General features: G+C 47.8%; 18 protein-coding genes. 17 read left to right on the top strand and 1 reads right to left on the bottom strand.

Translation table 11 applies throughout. The features are described from left to right. Positions 1-32: 32 nt before the first annotated feature. Positions 33-275 carry a hypothetical protein gene (locus QZT80_RS04825; RefSeq protein WP_295118454.1) on the bottom strand — a complete coding sequence of 81 codons (243 nt, stop codon included), beginning with the start codon at positions 273-275 and terminating at the stop codon, positions 33-35. A gap of 538 nt (positions 276-813) precedes the next feature. Here QZT80_RS04825 and QZT80_RS04820 point away from each other — a divergent pair. The 17 genes from QZT80_RS04820 (at position 814) to QZT80_RS04740 (ending at position 16,453) form a co-directional block, all read left to right on the top strand. Then, entirely contained in the window at positions 814-1,317 is a 504-nt protein-coding gene (locus QZT80_RS04820; protein ID WP_295118451.1) for a sigma-70 family RNA polymerase sigma factor, read from the top strand. A 243-nt stretch (positions 1,318-1,560) separates the two neighbouring features. Continuing rightward, on the top strand, positions 1,561-2,418 hold the full coding sequence (gene hisG, locus QZT80_RS04815) for an ATP phosphoribosyltransferase (protein ID WP_295118448.1): 858 nt from the start codon (positions 1,561-1,563) through the stop codon (positions 2,416-2,418). Between the two features lie 11 nt (positions 2,419-2,429). Beyond that, positions 2,430-3,713: a histidinol dehydrogenase gene (gene hisD, locus QZT80_RS04810; RefSeq protein ID WP_295118445.1), complete on the top strand. Its 1,284-nt coding sequence runs from the start codon at positions 2,430-2,432 to the stop codon at positions 3,711-3,713. Between the two features lie 11 nt (positions 3,714-3,724). Further along, the gene (gene hisC, locus QZT80_RS04805) at positions 3,725-4,765 is read left to right on the top strand and encodes a histidinol-phosphate transaminase (protein WP_295118442.1); all 1,041 of its coding nucleotides are present in this window, start codon (positions 3,725-3,727) and stop codon (positions 4,763-4,765) included. Beyond that, positions 4,762-5,898 carry a bifunctional histidinol-phosphatase/imidazoleglycerol-phosphate dehydratase HisB gene (gene hisB / locus QZT80_RS04800; RefSeq protein ID WP_295118439.1) on the top strand — a complete coding sequence of 379 codons (1,137 nt, stop codon included), beginning with the start codon at positions 4,762-4,764 and terminating at the stop codon, positions 5,896-5,898. The genes hisC and hisB overlap by 4 nt, the downstream gene beginning before the upstream one ends. Before the next feature lie 271 nt (positions 5,899-6,169). Next, entirely contained in the window at positions 6,170-7,579 is a 1,410-nt protein-coding gene (locus QZT80_RS04795) for an anthranilate synthase component I family protein (protein ID WP_295118436.1), read from the top strand. Positions 7,580-7,581: 2 nt separating this feature from the next. Then, positions 7,582-8,151: an aminodeoxychorismate/anthranilate synthase component II gene (locus tag QZT80_RS04790; protein ID WP_295118433.1), complete on the top strand. Its 570-nt coding sequence runs from the start codon at positions 7,582-7,584 to the stop codon at positions 8,149-8,151. 36 nt (positions 8,152-8,187) lie between these two features. Next, positions 8,188-9,180 carry an anthranilate phosphoribosyltransferase gene (gene trpD / locus QZT80_RS04785; RefSeq protein ID WP_295118431.1) on the top strand — a complete coding sequence of 331 codons (993 nt, stop codon included), beginning with the start codon at positions 8,188-8,190 and terminating at the stop codon, positions 9,178-9,180. A 10-nt stretch (positions 9,181-9,190) separates the two neighbouring features. Next, positions 9,191-9,994 (top strand): indole-3-glycerol phosphate synthase TrpC, encoded by an 804-nt coding sequence (gene trpC / locus QZT80_RS04780; RefSeq protein WP_295118428.1) that lies wholly within the window; start codon positions 9,191-9,193, stop codon positions 9,992-9,994. Further along, complete coding sequence (locus tag QZT80_RS04775) at positions 9,991-10,626, top strand: phosphoribosylanthranilate isomerase (RefSeq protein WP_295118425.1); 636 nt, start codon at positions 9,991-9,993, stop codon at positions 10,624-10,626. Before trpC ends, QZT80_RS04775 begins: the two co-directional genes overlap by 4 nt. Before the next feature lie 8 nt (positions 10,627-10,634). After that, on the top strand, positions 10,635-11,843 hold the full coding sequence (gene trpB / locus QZT80_RS04770; RefSeq protein ID WP_295118422.1) for a tryptophan synthase subunit beta: 1,209 nt from the start codon (positions 10,635-10,637) through the stop codon (positions 11,841-11,843). Between the two features lie 6 nt (positions 11,844-11,849). Next, positions 11,850-12,620 (top strand): tryptophan synthase subunit alpha, encoded by a 771-nt coding sequence (trpA, locus tag QZT80_RS04765; RefSeq protein WP_295118419.1) that lies wholly within the window; start codon positions 11,850-11,852, stop codon positions 12,618-12,620. Positions 12,621-12,628: 8 nt separating this feature from the next. Next, entirely contained in the window at positions 12,629-13,222 is a 594-nt protein-coding gene (hisH, locus tag QZT80_RS04760) for an imidazole glycerol phosphate synthase subunit HisH (RefSeq protein WP_295118417.1), read from the top strand. Positions 13,223-13,225: 3 nt separating this feature from the next. Continuing rightward, the gene (gene hisA, locus QZT80_RS04755) at positions 13,226-13,951 is read left to right on the top strand and encodes a 1-(5-phosphoribosyl)-5-[(5-phosphoribosylamino)methylideneamino]imidazole-4-carboxamide isomerase (RefSeq protein WP_295118415.1); all 726 of its coding nucleotides are present in this window, start codon (positions 13,226-13,228) and stop codon (positions 13,949-13,951) included. Between the two features lie 6 nt (positions 13,952-13,957). Next, positions 13,958-14,713 carry an imidazole glycerol phosphate synthase subunit HisF gene (gene hisF, locus QZT80_RS04750; RefSeq protein ID WP_295118413.1) on the top strand — a complete coding sequence of 252 codons (756 nt, stop codon included), beginning with the start codon at positions 13,958-13,960 and terminating at the stop codon, positions 14,711-14,713. A gap of 48 nt (positions 14,714-14,761) precedes the next feature. Beyond that, positions 14,762-15,355, top strand: a complete 594-nt coding sequence (gene hisIE, locus QZT80_RS04745) for a bifunctional phosphoribosyl-AMP cyclohydrolase/phosphoribosyl-ATP diphosphatase HisIE (protein WP_295118410.1) — start codon at positions 14,762-14,764, stop codon at positions 15,353-15,355. 9 nt (positions 15,356-15,364) lie between these two features. Next, positions 15,365-16,453: a TlpA disulfide reductase family protein gene (locus QZT80_RS04740; protein WP_295118407.1), complete on the top strand. Its 1,089-nt coding sequence runs from the start codon at positions 15,365-15,367 to the stop codon at positions 16,451-16,453. Positions 16,454-16,458: the final 5 nt, after the last annotated feature.

Here is a 16,458-nt window from a genome sequence, read left to right as displayed (position 1 = left end):
AACCATCCCAATTTACACTTACAGTGAGATAATTACTGCTTGTTTTTGTTTATTCGCAGTAGTACCTGCGTCCAGTCCTTATCGGCATCGAGGCTTTGTTTAAACAGTTGCGCTTCAGGCGTATGCATGCGTGCCTGCAGGGCCAGTTGTAGTGCCTTCACGTCAGCATGTTCGTCTGTAAACTGCTGCAGTGCGGCAGTTTCGGCAGAAGATAAGCTACCCGAAAGTTGCTTCAGTAATAACGTATCAATTTTTTTCCTCTTGTCCGGTCGCATATTAATGAGAATATGGCTAGTCCTGTTTTTTTCGATCACCACGGGGCATGTTATCTTTTCTGTGCCCATTTTTAACTCGTAACGTTAAGACTTACAAAATACGAAATCCATTAAAATTTATAACGAAGTTTTTAATTGAACGCGTTTACATCCAACGCGAAAACACTTTATCATATATAATATGTTAAGATATTTTTCAGGCGGTTCACCCTTAAGGTCTTTTTATTGGTCTTCTTATTACATCGGTACTTTAATGTGCATCGATGGCATTTATTAAGTGTCTATAGTAGTGGAGGCCATTCCTGGCCTCCAATTTCTCTTTTTGCCCCGTTTAACCACACATTAACAAGCGAACGCTTTTAAAGTCCCACCATCCTGCTTAGATTTGCGGCGTGAATTGTTTGGATTAGTTTGTCAACTTTGGGAGCCTTATGAGGCATAACTTTCATCGTCGCATTGTGTAACCTGTTATTTTCCAGTCCGTTTATTAATAGCTTAAGACCCGCGTTCTGATGTTTTCTAACATGAGGACGGGGCAATGTTTTACAAAAAAATGGAAGCAGCTACATTTGAAACAATTTACAGGCAGAAGTATGAGGTGTTTTGCATCGCAGCGTATGCTATTCTTGGAAACAGGGAGGATGCGAAGGACATTGTAATAAACCTGTTTGCCGACATCTGGGAAAAACGGGAGTACTATCGCATCGACGATATTGAGCGTTATATGTGGACTTCTGTTAAGAACCGTTGTTTTAATCATCTCACTAAAAAGGCTTTCCAGGAAGTAAGGCAACTCGATTACCAGTTAACCCTCCGTGATTACGTGTTACCGGAGGTTTACAGCAGGGAAGTAAAAGAAATGCTCACGCATGCCGTAAACGAAATGCCCCCGCAAAGACTACAGGTTTTTACCTCTATTTATCTTGATGATAAAAAGTACCAGGAAACGGCCAATAACATGGGCATCTCCATCAATTCGGTAAAAACGCACATGAAATTGGCCCTAAAGCATCTGAGAGTAAGGCTTTTGGAGAATTTTTAGCACCAAATCCAAGGCGGTGCAGGCATTTGGAAAAAAATAGTTGCATTTTCCATAATACTTGTTACTTTTGTACCCGAAATGAAAAATAACAACGTACATACACATCATCATCATACTTACCAGAGCGGTGGGCTGGGATGATTTTATGTACTTAAAAGATATAAAAACATCATCAAAGGCTTACCGGTTCCGGTAGGCCTTTTTTTATTTAAGGCTGCCGGGAGCCGGCCAAAAACAGATACAATGCAAAAACTTAGAATTGCGATCCAGAAATCAGGCCGTTTACACGACGATTCTATCAAACTGCTGAAGGAATGCGGAATTGATATGAACAACGGTGTTAACAAATTGAAAACAGAAGCCAGCAACTTTCCACTGGAACTATTTTTCCTGCGCGATGATGATATTCCGCAATACGTGGAAGATGGCGTAGCCGATATCGGTATCGTTGGCGAAAACGTTGTGCTGGAGAAAAACCGCCCGGTAGATGCGATCGAGAAACTGGGTTTTGGTAAATGCCGTTTATCAATGGCCGTTCCCAAAACAATGGAGTACAACACGGTAAGCGATATGCAGAATATGCGCATTGCTACCAGTTACCCCGTAATACTCGGTCAGTTCCTTGATAAAAATAACATTAAGGCGGAAATTCACGAGATCAGCGGTTCGGTTGAAATTGCACCCGGTATTGGTTTGGCCGATGCTATATGCGACCTCGTAAGCAGCGGTTCTACTTTATTCATGAATGGTTTGAAGGAAGTAGAAACCATCCTGAAATCGGAAGCAGTACTGATCGCCAATAAAAAACTGACGGCAGAACAAACCCAGATCCTGGACAAACTGCTGTTCCGCATTAAAGCTGTTAAGAAGGCGAAGAACAATAAATACGTATTGCTGAATGCCCCTAACGATAACCTGGCTAAGATTATCAGCCTGCTGCCCGGTATGAAAAGTCCTACCGTACTGCCACTGGCCGAAGAAGGCTGGAGCTCTGTACATTCTGTACTGAACGAAAACGACTTCTGGGACATTATCGAAAGCCTGAAAGCCGCCGGCGCACAAGGCATTTTAGTAGTGCCGATCGAAAAAATGGTGATTTAAAAATTAAAGCGATGCAATATATCCGTTACCCGGAAAAAAGCACCTGGAACCAGTTACTGCAAAGGCCCGCATTTGATACGCGCGACCTGGAAGCCAGGGTGGCCGCTATACTTGAAGAGGTGAAAGCCAACGGAGACGTAGCTGTACGCAAATTTGCACTGCAGTTCGATAAGGCCGAACTGGGAGATATCAGTGTAAGTGAAGCTGAATTTGCTGCCGCTGCCGCTGAGGTGAGCAACGAGCTGAAAGCTGCTATACAACAGGCTAAAAGTAATATCGAAGTATTCCATCAACAGCAACAGGAACAAACAACCGTGGTAGAAACCATGCCCGGTGTACAATGCTGGCGCCGCGCCACTGCCATCGAAAAGGTAGGCTTGTACATTCCGGGTGGCTCTGCACCTTTGTTCTCCACCATCTTAATGCTGGGTATACCGGCTAAGCTGGCGGGTTGTAAAGAAATTGTGCTTTGTTCCCCTGCCGGTAAAGATGGTATTCACCCTGCAATTCTTTACACCGCACAACTCGTTGGTATCACCCGTGTATTTAAGATAGGCGGTGTACAGGCAATAGGCGCTATGGCTTATGGTACCGAAAGCGTGCCACGGGTGTACAAGGTGTTTGGTCCGGGTAACCAGTACGTTACCTGCGCAAAACAACTGGTAAGCAAAGCCGGGTTAGCGATCGATATGCCTGCTGGTCCTTCGGAAGTTGCCGTGCTGGCCGACGATACCTGTGTACCTGAATTTGTGGCAGCCGACCTGTTATCGCAGGCGGAGCATGGTCCGGATAGCCAGGTAGTGCTGGTAACCACTTCGGAAAAAGTGATCGCTGATGTGCAGGCGGCTGTGGAAGCACAGCTGAAAGAACTGCCCCGCCGCGATATTGCGGAACAGGCGCTGAATAACAGTAAACTGTTGCTGGTGAAAAACCTCGACGATGCGATGGAGCTGCTGAACGCTTATGCGCCGGAACATCTGATCGTGGCCTGTAAGGACGACGAAGCTATTGCAGCCCGGGTGGTAAATGCAGGTTCTGTATTCCTCGGTAATTATTCTCCTGAAAGTGCAGGCGACTACGCTTCGGGCACCAACCATACTTTACCTACCAACGGTTATGCCACTGCGTACAGTGGTGTATCGCTCGATAGCTTTGTGAAAAAGATCACGTTCCAGCGACTGAGCCGCGAAGGGTTACAAAAACTTGGGCCGGTGATAGAAACCATGGCCGCGGCAGAAGGGCTGGATGCACATAAACTGGCCGTTACTGTTCGTTTAAAAGCAATCAACAATTAATGTACTGAATCATGTTCGACTTAAATAATTTACTCCGCGATAATATTAAAAGGCTGGTGCCTTATTCATCCGCAAGAGATGAGTTTAAAGGAGAAGCCGGCGTTTTCCTGGACGCTAACGAAAACAGCTTCGGCTCTCCACTGGAAAAGGATTACAATCGTTATCCCGATCCCATGCAATGGAAGATCAAATACAAGCTGGCCGATATAAAAGGCGTGCCGCCACAAAACATCTTCCTCGGTAATGGCAGCGATGAATGTATAGATGTACTCTACCGCGCCTTCTGCCGCCCCGGCATCGATAACGTGGTGCTTTGTCCGCCTACCTACGGCATGTACGAAGTAAGTGCCAACATTAACGACACCGTTATCCGTAAAGTAAGCCTCACCGAAGATTTCCAGTTAGACCTCCCCGCCCTCGAAGAAGCCATCGACGCCAATACCAAACTTATCTTTATCTGCTCGCCCAATAACCCTACCGGTAACTCCATTAACCGCGTGGATATTGAAATGGTGCTGAACAACTTCGATGGTGTGGTGGTAATCGACGAAGCTTACATCAACTTCGCCAAACAAAAAACATTTATACAGGAACTGACAGAATATCCTAACCTGGTAGTGTTACAAACACTGTCGAAGGCATGGGGACTCGCAGCTTTACGTGTAGGGATGGCCTTTGCGGGCGAGCCGATCATCGATGTGATGAACAAGATCAAACCACCTTATAATATCAACCAGGCTTCACAGGACTTAGTGCTGGAAGCACTTGAGAATATGGAGCGTGTGAATGTTTGGATTAAAGAAACAGTGGACGAGCGCGAGAAGCTGGTAGCAGGTTTGGCCAAACTGCCCGTGGTAACAAAAATATACCCCAGCGACGCCAACTTCGTACTGGCCAAAACCGTGGATGCGAAAGGATTGTATAATAAGCTGGTAGAACAGGGCATTATTGTGCGCGACCGCTCCAAAGTAGAACTGTGTGCAGGCTGCCTGCGTATTACCGTAGGTACACCGGAAGAAAACGTTAAACTGTTAAACGCATTACAAGCATGAAAAGAATACTGTTCATAGACCGCGACGGCACCATGATCAAAGAAAAACCACCAACGTACCAGATCGACAGTCTGGACAAGGTGGAGTTTTATCCCAAAGCATTTACTTACCTCGGGAAGATAGCTGCAGAACTGGATTATGTGCTGGTAATGGTGAGCAACCAGGATGGTATGGGCACGGCGTCTTTTCCAGAAGATACTTTCTGGCCCGCACAAAACCACATCCTGCGTTCATTTGAAGGTGAAGGCGTAGTGTTTTCTGATATCTGCATCGATTGTAGTTTGCCTGCCGAAAACAAACCTACCCGCAAACCCGGTACCGGCATGCTTACGAAGTATATGGACGGCACGTACGACCTGGCGAACAGCTTCGTGATAGGCGACCGTATTACCGATGTGCAACTGGCCCAGAACCTGGGCGCCAAAGCCATCTGGATGAAAGAAGACAGCTCCCTGGGCGCTGCGGAAGTGAGTGGAGATGCGGCTAAACTACAGGAAGTGGTAGCACTTGAAACCACCGACTGGGCTAAGATCTACGAATTCCTGAAAGTAGGTTTACGCCAGGTGGAACATGTACGTACCACCAAAGAAACCGATATCCGCATTAAATTAAACCTCGACGGCACCGGCAAAGCCAATATCAGCACAGGTTTACATTTCTTTGATCATATGCTCGACCAGATTGCCCGCCACGGCAGTATTGACCTGGACATACAGGCAAAAGGCGACCTGCATATAGATGAACACCACACCATAGAAGATACCGGTATTGCACTGGGCGAGGCCATTGGTACCGCTTTGGCCGATAAAAGAGGGATAGAACGATACGGCTTCTGCCTGCCTATGGACGACTGCCTGGCCCAGGTAGCCATCGACTTCGGCGGTCGTAACTGGATTGTTTGGGACGCGGAGTTTAAGAGAGAGAAGATAGGAGAGATGCCTACAGAGATGTTCTTCCACTTCTTTAAATCCTTCTCCGACGCGGCCCGGGCCAATCTGAACATCAAGGCAGAGGGAGATAACGAGCATCATAAAATAGAGGCCATCTTCAAAACCTTTGCCAAGGCAATCAAAATGGCAGTGAAGCGCAACCCCGATAATATGCAGCTTCCGAGTACAAAAGGCGTGCTTTAAAATAAATTTGTAATTGTGCGGATTTCCTTGCATATTTGTTCCCGATATGACAAAGACTTTCACATACAAATATTGGTGGCACGTTTCCAGAGCTTACGCTGTGTAACAGTGCCATGTTTGTATTACAAATATTTGAAGGCTCGCTGTACACAGCGGGCCTTCTGCTTTTTAGGCCGGTTCCGGAACGGAGAAAGAAGCAGGATATCCGAAAGTATTATTCAGCCATCCCCGGGCTAAACGCCCGGTACAAAAGCATACACTGAGTTCCATCATGAAACAGATTCAGGTACGGACGAAATTCAAACAGATGCTGGCCGATGTGTATACACCGGTAAGTATTTACCTGCGCATCAGGGATAAATTCCCCGGGTCTATATTGCTGGAAAGCACCGACTCGCATGCCAGCGAAAACAGTTATTCTTTTATTGCCATCAAACCCATTGCTGGCATTGAGGTTACCTCTACGGATATTTTCGAGTTCAAGTACCCCAATAAGGAACCGGAACGCAGGCAATTGAACAGCCCTGCGGAAGTTTTGAAAGAAATGGATAACTTCCTCCAAAGCTTCACCTTTACGGAAAAGAGTCCCGTGCCTTTTACTGAAGGACTTTACGGTTACAGCACGTTCGATTCCGTTCAGTTTTTCGAAACCATCAAATTCCAGAAGCGCGAAACCAACGGTAATACGATCCCACTGATGCGCTATCGTTTTTACCAGTATGTGATCGTCATTAACCACTTCAAGGATGAGATGTACTTATGCGAAAACGCGATAGACGGGGTGGAGAGCGAATTTGACCAGATCGAATCGCTGATCCGCATCAAAGACTTCCCCGCTTATCCTTTTGCCCCGGTTGGAGAAGAGAAGAGTAATATGACAGGGGAGCAATACATACAGATGGTGGAAAAGGGCCGCGAACACTGCTTCCGCGGAGATGTTTTCCAGATCGTACTGTCCCGCTCCTTTAACCAGCAATTTTCCGGCGACGAGTTTAATGTATACCGCGCCCTCCGCTCCATCAACCCATCTCCCTACCTTTTTTACTTCGATTACGGCGACTATAAATTAATGGGCTCTTCGCCCGAAGCGCAGTTGATCATGCGTAACGGTAAAGCGGTGATCCACCCTATTGCCGGCACGTTCAGGCGTACAGGCAACGACGAGCAGGATAAACAACTCGCTGCGCAGTTGCTGGAAGATCCGAAGGAGAACGCGGAACACGTAATGCTGGTAGATCTTGCCCGCAACGATCTGAGCCGCCACGCTACCAATGTGGAAGTAACATCGTACAGGCAAATCCATTTTTATTCCCATGTTATTCACCTTGTTAGCGAAGTAACCGGCGATATCGACGGTAAAACCCCGCCTTTCAGTATACTGGCCGATACCTTCCCTGCGGGCACCCTTTCCGGCGCTCCCAAGTTTAAGGCCATGGAACTGATAGACCGTTATGAACCCACTTCGCGTGGCTTCTATGGCGGTTGCGTAGGATTTGTTGGATTTAACGGCGATTTTAATCATGCTATCATGATCCGTTCGATGCTGAGCAAAAACAATACGCTGTACTACCAGGCAGGCGCAGGAGTAGTGGCCAAATCGGTAGCCACCTCCGAACTGGAAGAAGTAAACAATAAACTGAATGCACTGAAACAGGCCATTATCAAGGCTCAAAACATCTGACAATGAACATCCTCGTTTTCGATAACTACGATTCTTTTACCTACAACCTGGTGCACCTGGTGGAAAAGATCATTAACGGTAAAGTTACCGTGCACCGTAACGATAAGATCAAGCTGGAGGACGTGAAGGCCTACGATAAGATCATTCTTTCGCCTGGCCCGGGCATTCCGGAGGAAGCAGGTTTACTGCTGCCTTTGATCAAAGAATACGCAGCCACCAAATCTATATTTGGTGTATGTCTTGGTCAGCAGGCCATTGGCCAGGCCTTTGGCGGAAAACTGATCAATCTTTCTGAAGTATATCATGGCGTGGCTACGCCTGTAAATGTTATCTCGCGCAGCGGAAGGCTGTTTAACAACCTGCCCGACGAACTGGAAGTGGGTCGTTATCATTCATGGGTGGTTGATGAAAAATCACTACCGGCCGAACTGGAAGTAACCGCGCGCGATGCAAATGGTTTTGTAATGGCCCTGCAACACAAAACTTATGATGTAAGCGGTGTGCAGTTCCATCCCGAAAGTGTGCTTACACCGAAAGGAGAGCAGATTTTGCGGAACTGGCTGGAGAAATAGAAGTTTCCTTTTTTCTCAACCACTAACATCATCAACATGAAAAAAATACTTAACTACCTTTTCGAACATAAAACCTTTACCCGCGAAGGGGCAAAAGAAATACTGACTGGTATATCCAAAGGATTGTACAACGATAGTGAGCTGGCGGCCTTCATGACCGTTTTCCTGATGCGCAGCATTACGATCGACGAACTGCTCGGTTTCCGCGATGCACTGCTGGAAATGTGTGTGCCGGTTGATCTTAATGGTCACGACGTGCTGGATATTGTTGGTACCGGCGGCGACCAGAAGAACACCTTTAATATTTCCACCCTTTCCTGCTTTATCGTGGCAGGCGCCGGTGGAAAGGTGGCCAAACATGGCAACTATGGCGTGTCTTCTGTAAGCGGCGCATCCAATGTAATGGAGTTGATAGGCTATAAGTTTAAAAACGACCAGGGTGCATTACAAAAGGAACTGGAAGAGGCAGGCATCTGTTTCCTGCACGCACCAATGTTTCATCCTGCATTGAAGAATGTAGCCGGCATCCGCAAACAGTTAGGTGTACGCACTTTCTTTAATATGCTGGGCCCGCTGGTGAACCCTGCTTTCGCCCAATCGCAGCTCATAGGCGTGTACAGCCTTGAAATGGCCAGAATTTATAACTATCTTTTCCAGCAAACCGACAAGCGTTTTGCCATTGTACACAGCCTCGACGGCTACGATGAGATTTCTCTTACAGGTGATACCAAAGTGATTACCAATAAAGGAGAACACAACTGGACACCGGAAGCGCTGGGTAAACGGAAAGTAACGCCACAGGATATTTACGGTGGTGCCACTACCGAAGAAGCAGCGAAGATATTTGTGAAAGTGCTGAAAGGAGAAGGTACATGGGCGCAAAATTCTGTTGTGCTGGCCAATTCGGCCATGGGGCTTCACTGCCTCGGTACTTACGCCGATTACGAATCCTGCTTCCAGGCGGCAGTAACTTCGCTGGAATCGGGCAAAGCATATCAATCGTTCCAAAAATTGATCAGTCTTCAATAAACTCTAGGGCATGAAAAATATTTTATCGGAAATAGTGGAAACCAAACGGGTAGAAGTGGAAGAGCGCAAAAAACAGCGCAGCATTAAAGACCTGAACCTGTCACCCCTGTACAGGTGCAGTCCCTTCTCCCTGCGCGAGTTCCTGCGTATGCCGGATAAAACAGGCATTATTGCCGAGTTTAAGCGTAAATCGCCATCGAAGGGAATTATCAACGACAAGTTTAGCGTGAAAGACGTTACCTGTGCGTACTCCCGCTTTGGCGCATCGGGCCTCTCCGTCCTTACAGACGGCCCTTATTTCGGTGGCTCTATAGACGACCTGCAGGTGGCCCGCTCCATCAACCGCATTCCTATTCTCCGTAAAGATTTTGTGATAGATGAGTACCAGATCGCCGAAGCCAAAGCTATTGGTGCCGATGTGGTATTGCTGATCGCCGAATGTTTAACGAAGGAAGAAGTGGCCCATCTCGCTAAATACGCAGAAGACCTTGGACTGGAAGTGCTGCTGGAAGTAAACAGTTTGCCCCAGTTGGAAAAGGTAGCGCCATCGGTGCACCTGGTGGGCGTAAACAACCGCGACCTCACCAACTTCACGGTGGATATTAACCGTTCGTTTGAGCTGGCCAAAGAAATACCTTCCGATAAATATAAAGTAGCCGAAAGCGGCATCAATGATATTGAAAGCATTGTAGCGCTGAAACGTGCCGGCTTCGATGGTTTCCTGATCGGAGAACATTTCATGAAACAGGAGAACCCGCCGGCCGCATTTGAAGCCTTTGCCAATACATTAAAGGAACAACTGAAAGCTATATGAAAGTAAAAGTCTGCGGCATTACCAAAGCAGAACAGTTAAAGCTGCTCATAGAAGGCGGCGCCGACTATGCCGGCTTTATTTTCTACGAACGTTCACCACGTTTCGTTGGTAATAAACTGGATGCCCGTACCGTACGCGAAACCGGTAAAGGCATAAAAAAGGTAGGCGTGTTCGTAAACGCTCCCTTGTCGCAGGTGCTACAGATCATCAAGGACTACGGCCTGGACGTAGCGCAGTTACACGGCGATGAAACGCCTGACTACTGTGCCACTGTGAGAGAATCGGCAGTGGTGATCAAAGCCTTCCGCATTGGCGACGGTGTTGGGCTTTTTGATACCGTAGCCCGGTATGAATATGTATGCGATTACTTTCTTTTTGATACCGCCGGCGCCGAATATGGCGGTACCGGTAAGTTGTTCGACTGGGCGCTGCTATCGCAGTACCCTTTTAAAACACCATTTTTCCTGAGCGGGGGGATTGGCCCCTCGCATGCAGAAGCTGTAATGGAGCTGGGACTGCCCGCTTTGTATGCAGTGGACGTAAACAGCAAATTTGAAACAGCACCTGGTGTTAAAAATATGGACCAGGTACATGCTTTCATCAACAACATCAAACACTCACCCGTAAAATAATTAGGACGATGAATATTGCGGTTAACACGAAGGGATCTAAGTATCATGTAAATGAGAAAGGGTATTACGGTAAATTCGGCGGTGCATACATCCCCGAAATGCTGTACCCGAACGTAGAAGAGCTGCGTACGAAATATATGGAGATCATGAGCGACCCCGCCTTTCAAAAGGAGTTTGAAGACCTGTTGAGAGATTATGTTGGCCGTCCGTCCCCGTTATACCTGGCTAAAAGGCTTTCCGAAAAATACGGTGCGCAAATTTACCTGAAGCGCGAAGACCTTAACCATACTGGCGCACATAAGATCAATAACACCATCGGGCAGATATTACTGGCGCAACGCCTCGGTAAGAAGCGTATTATCGCAGAAACCGGTGCCGGCCAACACGGTGTGGCTACGGCTACGGTGTGTGCGTTAATGGGGCTGGAATGTATTGTTTACATGGGTAGTGTCGATATACAACGCCAGGCGCCTAACGTGGCCCGTATGAAAATGCTGGGCGCTACCGTGGTAGCAGCTACCAGCGGCAGTCAAACCCTGAAAGACGCTACTAACGAAGCCATCCGCGACTGGATCAATAACCCGGTTGATACGCATTATATCATTGGTTCTGTAGTAGGCCCGCATCCATATCCTGATATGGTAGCGCGTTTCCAGTCGGTGATCAGTGAAGAGATAAGGGCACAGCTGAAAGAGAAAACAGGTAGTGAGTTGCCTGATTATGTAGTAGCCTGTGTGGGCGGTGGCAGTAATGCAGCCGGTACCTTCTTTCATTTTACAGAAGATGAGGGCGTGAAACTGGTGGCGGTAGAGGCGGCGGGACAAGGTGTTCACAGTGGATATTCGGCGGCTACTTCGCAGTTGGGTAAAATAGGTGTGATACATGCCAGTAAAACCCTGCTGATGCAAACCGAAGACGGGCAGATCGTAGAGCCGCATTCTATTTCCGCAGGGCTTGATTATCCCGGAGTAGGCCCTATGCACGCTCACCTGTACGATACCGGCCGTGGTTTGTTCCTGAATGCTACGGACGAAGAATCGCTGCAGGCGGCTTACGAGTTGTGTAGCCTGGAAGGGATTATTCCCGCATTGGAAAGCGCACACGCGCTGGCCAAGCTGAAAGAGCTGGACCTGAAGCCAACGGATGTAGTGGTCGTGTGTCTTTCGGGCCGTGGCGACAAGGACCTGGAAACCTATATTAAAAATCTTAAAAAATAATAGGCAATGAACCGCATTGACCAATTGTTCAGCAAAAAGCAAAACAACATTCTCAATATATACTGCACCGCAGGTTACCCCGCTATCAATGATACTGTTGGGGTGATGCAGTCGCTCGAAGCGGCAGGCGCCGATATGGTAGAACTGGGCATGCCCTTTTCAGACCCGTTGGCAGATGGGCCGGTAATACAGGCCAGCAGCACAAAAGCAATTGCCAATGGCATGAGCATTAAGAAATTGTTTGAGCAACTGAAAGATGTAAGGCAACGTGTAAACCTGCCTATTATCCTGATGGGTTATATTAACCCGGTACTGCAGTTTGGCGTGGAGAACTTCCTCGAACATTGTGCCGCTACCGGCGTAGATGGTATCATCCTGCCCGATTTGCCGATGGACGAATACGAGGATGAATACAAACCGCTTTTCGAAAAACATGGCCTGCATCTTATCTTCCTGATCACTCCCGAAACCAGTGATGAACGTATCCGTAAAATCGACGGGCTGAGCAGGGGATTTGTATATGCAGTGTCTTCGTCCTCTACTACTGGTAAGGACAAAGAGTTTGCCGGGCAGAAGCAGTATTTCGAGCGCATCAAAAAATTGCAGCTTAAAAACCCGGTGCTGATTGGGTTTGGTATAAAAGATAAAGCTACTTTTGAGGCGGCAAGTGCTTACAGCAACGGCGCCATTATTGGCAGCGCGTTCGTAAAAGCACTGGAAACAAGCAACGATGTACCGCAAACTGTTAACCAGTTTGTAAAGGCGATCATCAACTAATACAGATTATGAAGACCGTTATTATAAAATACAACGCTGGAAACATCCGCTCTGTGCTGTTCGCACTGGAACGCCTGAATATCGAAGGCGTGGTAACCGACGATCCGAAAGAGATACAGGCGGCCGATAAGGTGATATTCCCCGGTGTGGGAGAAGCCAGCAGTGCTATGAAGTACCTGCAGGAAAAAGGCCTGGATAAGGTGATCAAAAACCTGGAGCAGCCTACGCTTGGCATTTGCCTGGGGCAACAGCTGATGTGTAAACACTCTGAGGAAAACAACACCGAATGCCTCGGCATTTTCGACCTGAACGTAAAGAAATTTACTTCACCGGTGGAGAACCTGCTGAAGATCCCGCAGATCGGCTGGAACAACATTACCGGTTTACACAGTAAGATATTTGAACACGTACCGCAGAACGCGTACATGTATTTCGTGCATAGCTATTATGCCGAGCTGGGCTCGGAAACTACTGCTATCGCGAACTACGTGATCAATTACAGCGCTGCTTTGCAGAAGAATAACTTTTACGCCGTACAGTTCCACCCCGAAAAGAGTGCGGAACACGGAGAGAAACTCATTGAAAGCTTTTTGAACTTATAGATAATGCCTTTTGAAATTATTCCCGCTATCGACATTATCGGCGGTAAATGTGTTCGCCTTACACAGGGCGACTATGCACAAAAAACGGTGTACAACGAGCACCCGCTGGAAGTGGCGAAAGAATTTGAAGATGCAGGTATTACGCGCCTGCACCTGGTAGACCTCGACGGTGCTAAAAAAGGCGCGGTGGTAAACTGGAAAGTGCTGGAAGATATTGCCGGTAAAACAAACATGGTGATTGATTTCGGTGGAGGCATTAAAACAGATAAGGACATCAGTATTGTGTTTGAAAGCGGCGCGGCGATGGCTACCATTGGCAGCGTGGCCGTTAAGCAGCCGGAGATCTTCTTTGGCTGGCTGCAACAATACGGAGCAGATAAAATGTTTTTAGGCGCCGACGTAAAAGGGGAGAACATAGCAGTAGGCGGCTGGCTGGAAACAACTGAGCTGAGCGTGTACGACTTTTTACAGTCGAATGTAGACAAAGGTGTGACGAACGTTTTCTGTACCGATATCTCTAAAGACGGATTGTTACAGGGGCCTTCGGTGGATTTGTATAAAAAGATACTGGAGCGTTTTAACAACATCCACTTTATTGCCAGCGGTGGCGTGAGTAATATCCGCGACGTGGAAGCCCTGCAGGAAGCTGGTTGTGCGGGGGCTATTATTGGCAAGGCCATTTACGAGAACAGGATCTCTATCAGCGAACTCAAACAATTCAACGTTTAAAAAGCTATGCTTACAAAACGCATTATACCCTGCCTGGATATTAAAGACGGCAGGACCGTAAAGGGAGTGAACTTCGAAAACATCCGCGATGCCGGCGATCCCATTGAACTGGGTGCTTTGTATGCAGAGCAGGGTGCAGACGAACTCGTATTCCTCGATATTACGGCTACTGTAGAACGCAGGAAAACCCTGGCAGAACTGGTTACACGCATCGCCCGCCATATTAATATTCCTTTTACCGTTGGTGGAGGAATTAGTTCGGTGGAAGATGTACGTATACTGCTGAACGCCGGGGCAGACAAAGTATCTGTAAACTCCGCCGCCTTTCGCAGGCCGGAACTGTTGAACGAACTGGCGCAGGAATTTGGCAGCCAGTGTGTGGTATTAGCCATCGATACCAAATTTGAGGACGGCGACTGGTATGTATACCTGAACGGAGGTCGTGTTAAAACCGAAAGCAAAACCACCGACTGGGCCAAAGAGGCTGTGGAACGTGGCGCTGGCGAAATACTGCTCACCTCTATGAACAACGACGGTACCAAACAGGGTTTTGCCCTGGATATTACCGGCCGGCTGGCGCAAGACCTGAGCGTGCCCATTATCGCATCGGGCGGCGCAGGTACGATGCAGCATTTTGCGGACGTGTTTGAGATTGCACAGGCTGATGCAGCACTGGCAGCCAGTATCTTCCATTATAAGGAGATGGAAATACAGGACCTCAAAAAGTACCTGTACCAACGTAACCTTTCTATCCGCTTCTAACGTAATTTTACGGGCGGTATACCGATATATAGCTTATTCATTATATTTATGCAGATCGATTTTAAGAAATCTCCCGACGGCCTGGTGCCTGCCATTATACAGGACGCCACTACCAGCAAGGTGCTGATGCTCGGTTACATGGACCAGGCGGCCTTCGACAAAACCATGGAGGAAGGCAAAGTGACCTTTTACAGCCGCTCTAAACAGCGGTTATGGACAAAAGGAGAGGAGAGCGGCAATTTCCTGTACGTGAAAGACGTTAAGGTGGATTGTGACAAGGATACCCTGCTCATCAAAGCCGATCCCGCAGGCCCTGTTTGCCATACCGGCGCAGATACCTGCTGGGACGAGAAGAATGAAAGCAGCGATTTCCTGGCTAAACTGGAAGAGATCATTGCCAACAGGATCAGTAATCCTACCGAAGCTTCCTATACTTCTAAACTGTATGCCCGCGGCATTAATAAAATGGCGCAAAAGGTAGGAGAAGAAGCGGTGGAACTGGTGATTGAAGCAAAAGACAATAACGATAACCTGTTTCTCGACGAAGGTGCCGACCTGCTGTTCCATTACCTGATTTTATTGCAGGCTAAAGGATTTAAGCTGGAAGACATCATTAATGTGTTGAAAGACAGGCATAAATAAACCGGAATAATGAAAAACCTCTTTTTATCTGTAGCATTACTCGCCTCGGCCGTTTGTGCCCATGCACAGCAATCCATTAGCGGTACCATTAAAGGCGCAAACGGTAGAACCCTTTACCTGTTTAACGATACCGGCGACCGTCCGCTGGATTCCGCTGTAATTAAGGAGGAAAAGTTCCGGTTTAGCGTTAAACAAGACCCTGAAGCAGAAGTTTTTGCACTGATGTTCTCAGATAATAACATGCCCCTGCTGCTGGTGCCACGTAAAGATCCGCTGGAACTGGACCTGGATACTGCCCATTTCCCTTTGGCTAATACCATGAAGGTGAACGAGGAAACGAAATACATGCAACTGTACCAGCGCACTTTCCGTTCGTTTAGCAGGCAGGCGGCCAAATTAAATGCCGAAGCGGCACAAATTGGTGGCGACGATGAAGCGGCCAAGGCAGCTTTCCGTAAAAAAGCAGAAACGTTTAATACAGGTGTTATTCAGGCTGGTAAAGATTTTATCACCCAACACCCCGATCAGTTGGCCAGCCTTTGGTTATTGCTGCACGAACTGAGCAACCGCCTGCAGCCCGACGAACTGGATGATTTGTACCAGACATTGAAGCCCGAGGTAAGAAAGTCGAAGTATGCCAGTATGATAGAACAACACCTGGCGTCTGTAAACCAGAGCAAACAACCGTTGGTGATGGCGAAGGACTTTACCCAGAACAATGAAAAGGGTAAACCTGTAAAGCTGTCGTCGTTCCGCGGCAAATATGTACTGATCGATTTCTGGGCGAGCTGGTGCGGCCCGTGCAGGCAGGAAAACCCTAACGTGGTAGCCGCTTACAACAAGTATAAGGACAAGAACTTCACCATACTCGGGGTTTCGCTGGACGAAGAACGCAACGACTGGCTGAAAGCCATTGCCGTAGATAAACTGGCCTGGACGCAGGTGTCGGACCTGGGCGGCTGGAACAACAAAGCGGCACGCCTGTATAACGTACGGGGTATTCCCGCTAACTTCCTGGTAGACCCGGAAGGGCGTATAGTGGCGAGCAACCTGCGCGGCGAACAACTGGAAGCTACCCTGGCGGAACTGCTGAAATAGCCGAA

It is taken from the genome of uncultured Chitinophaga sp. (assembly GCF_902168175.1).
Classification (GTDB): Bacteria; Bacteroidota; Bacteroidia; order Chitinophagales; family Chitinophagaceae; genus Chitinophaga.
This window is presented reverse-complemented; position numbering and strand designations above follow the sequence as displayed.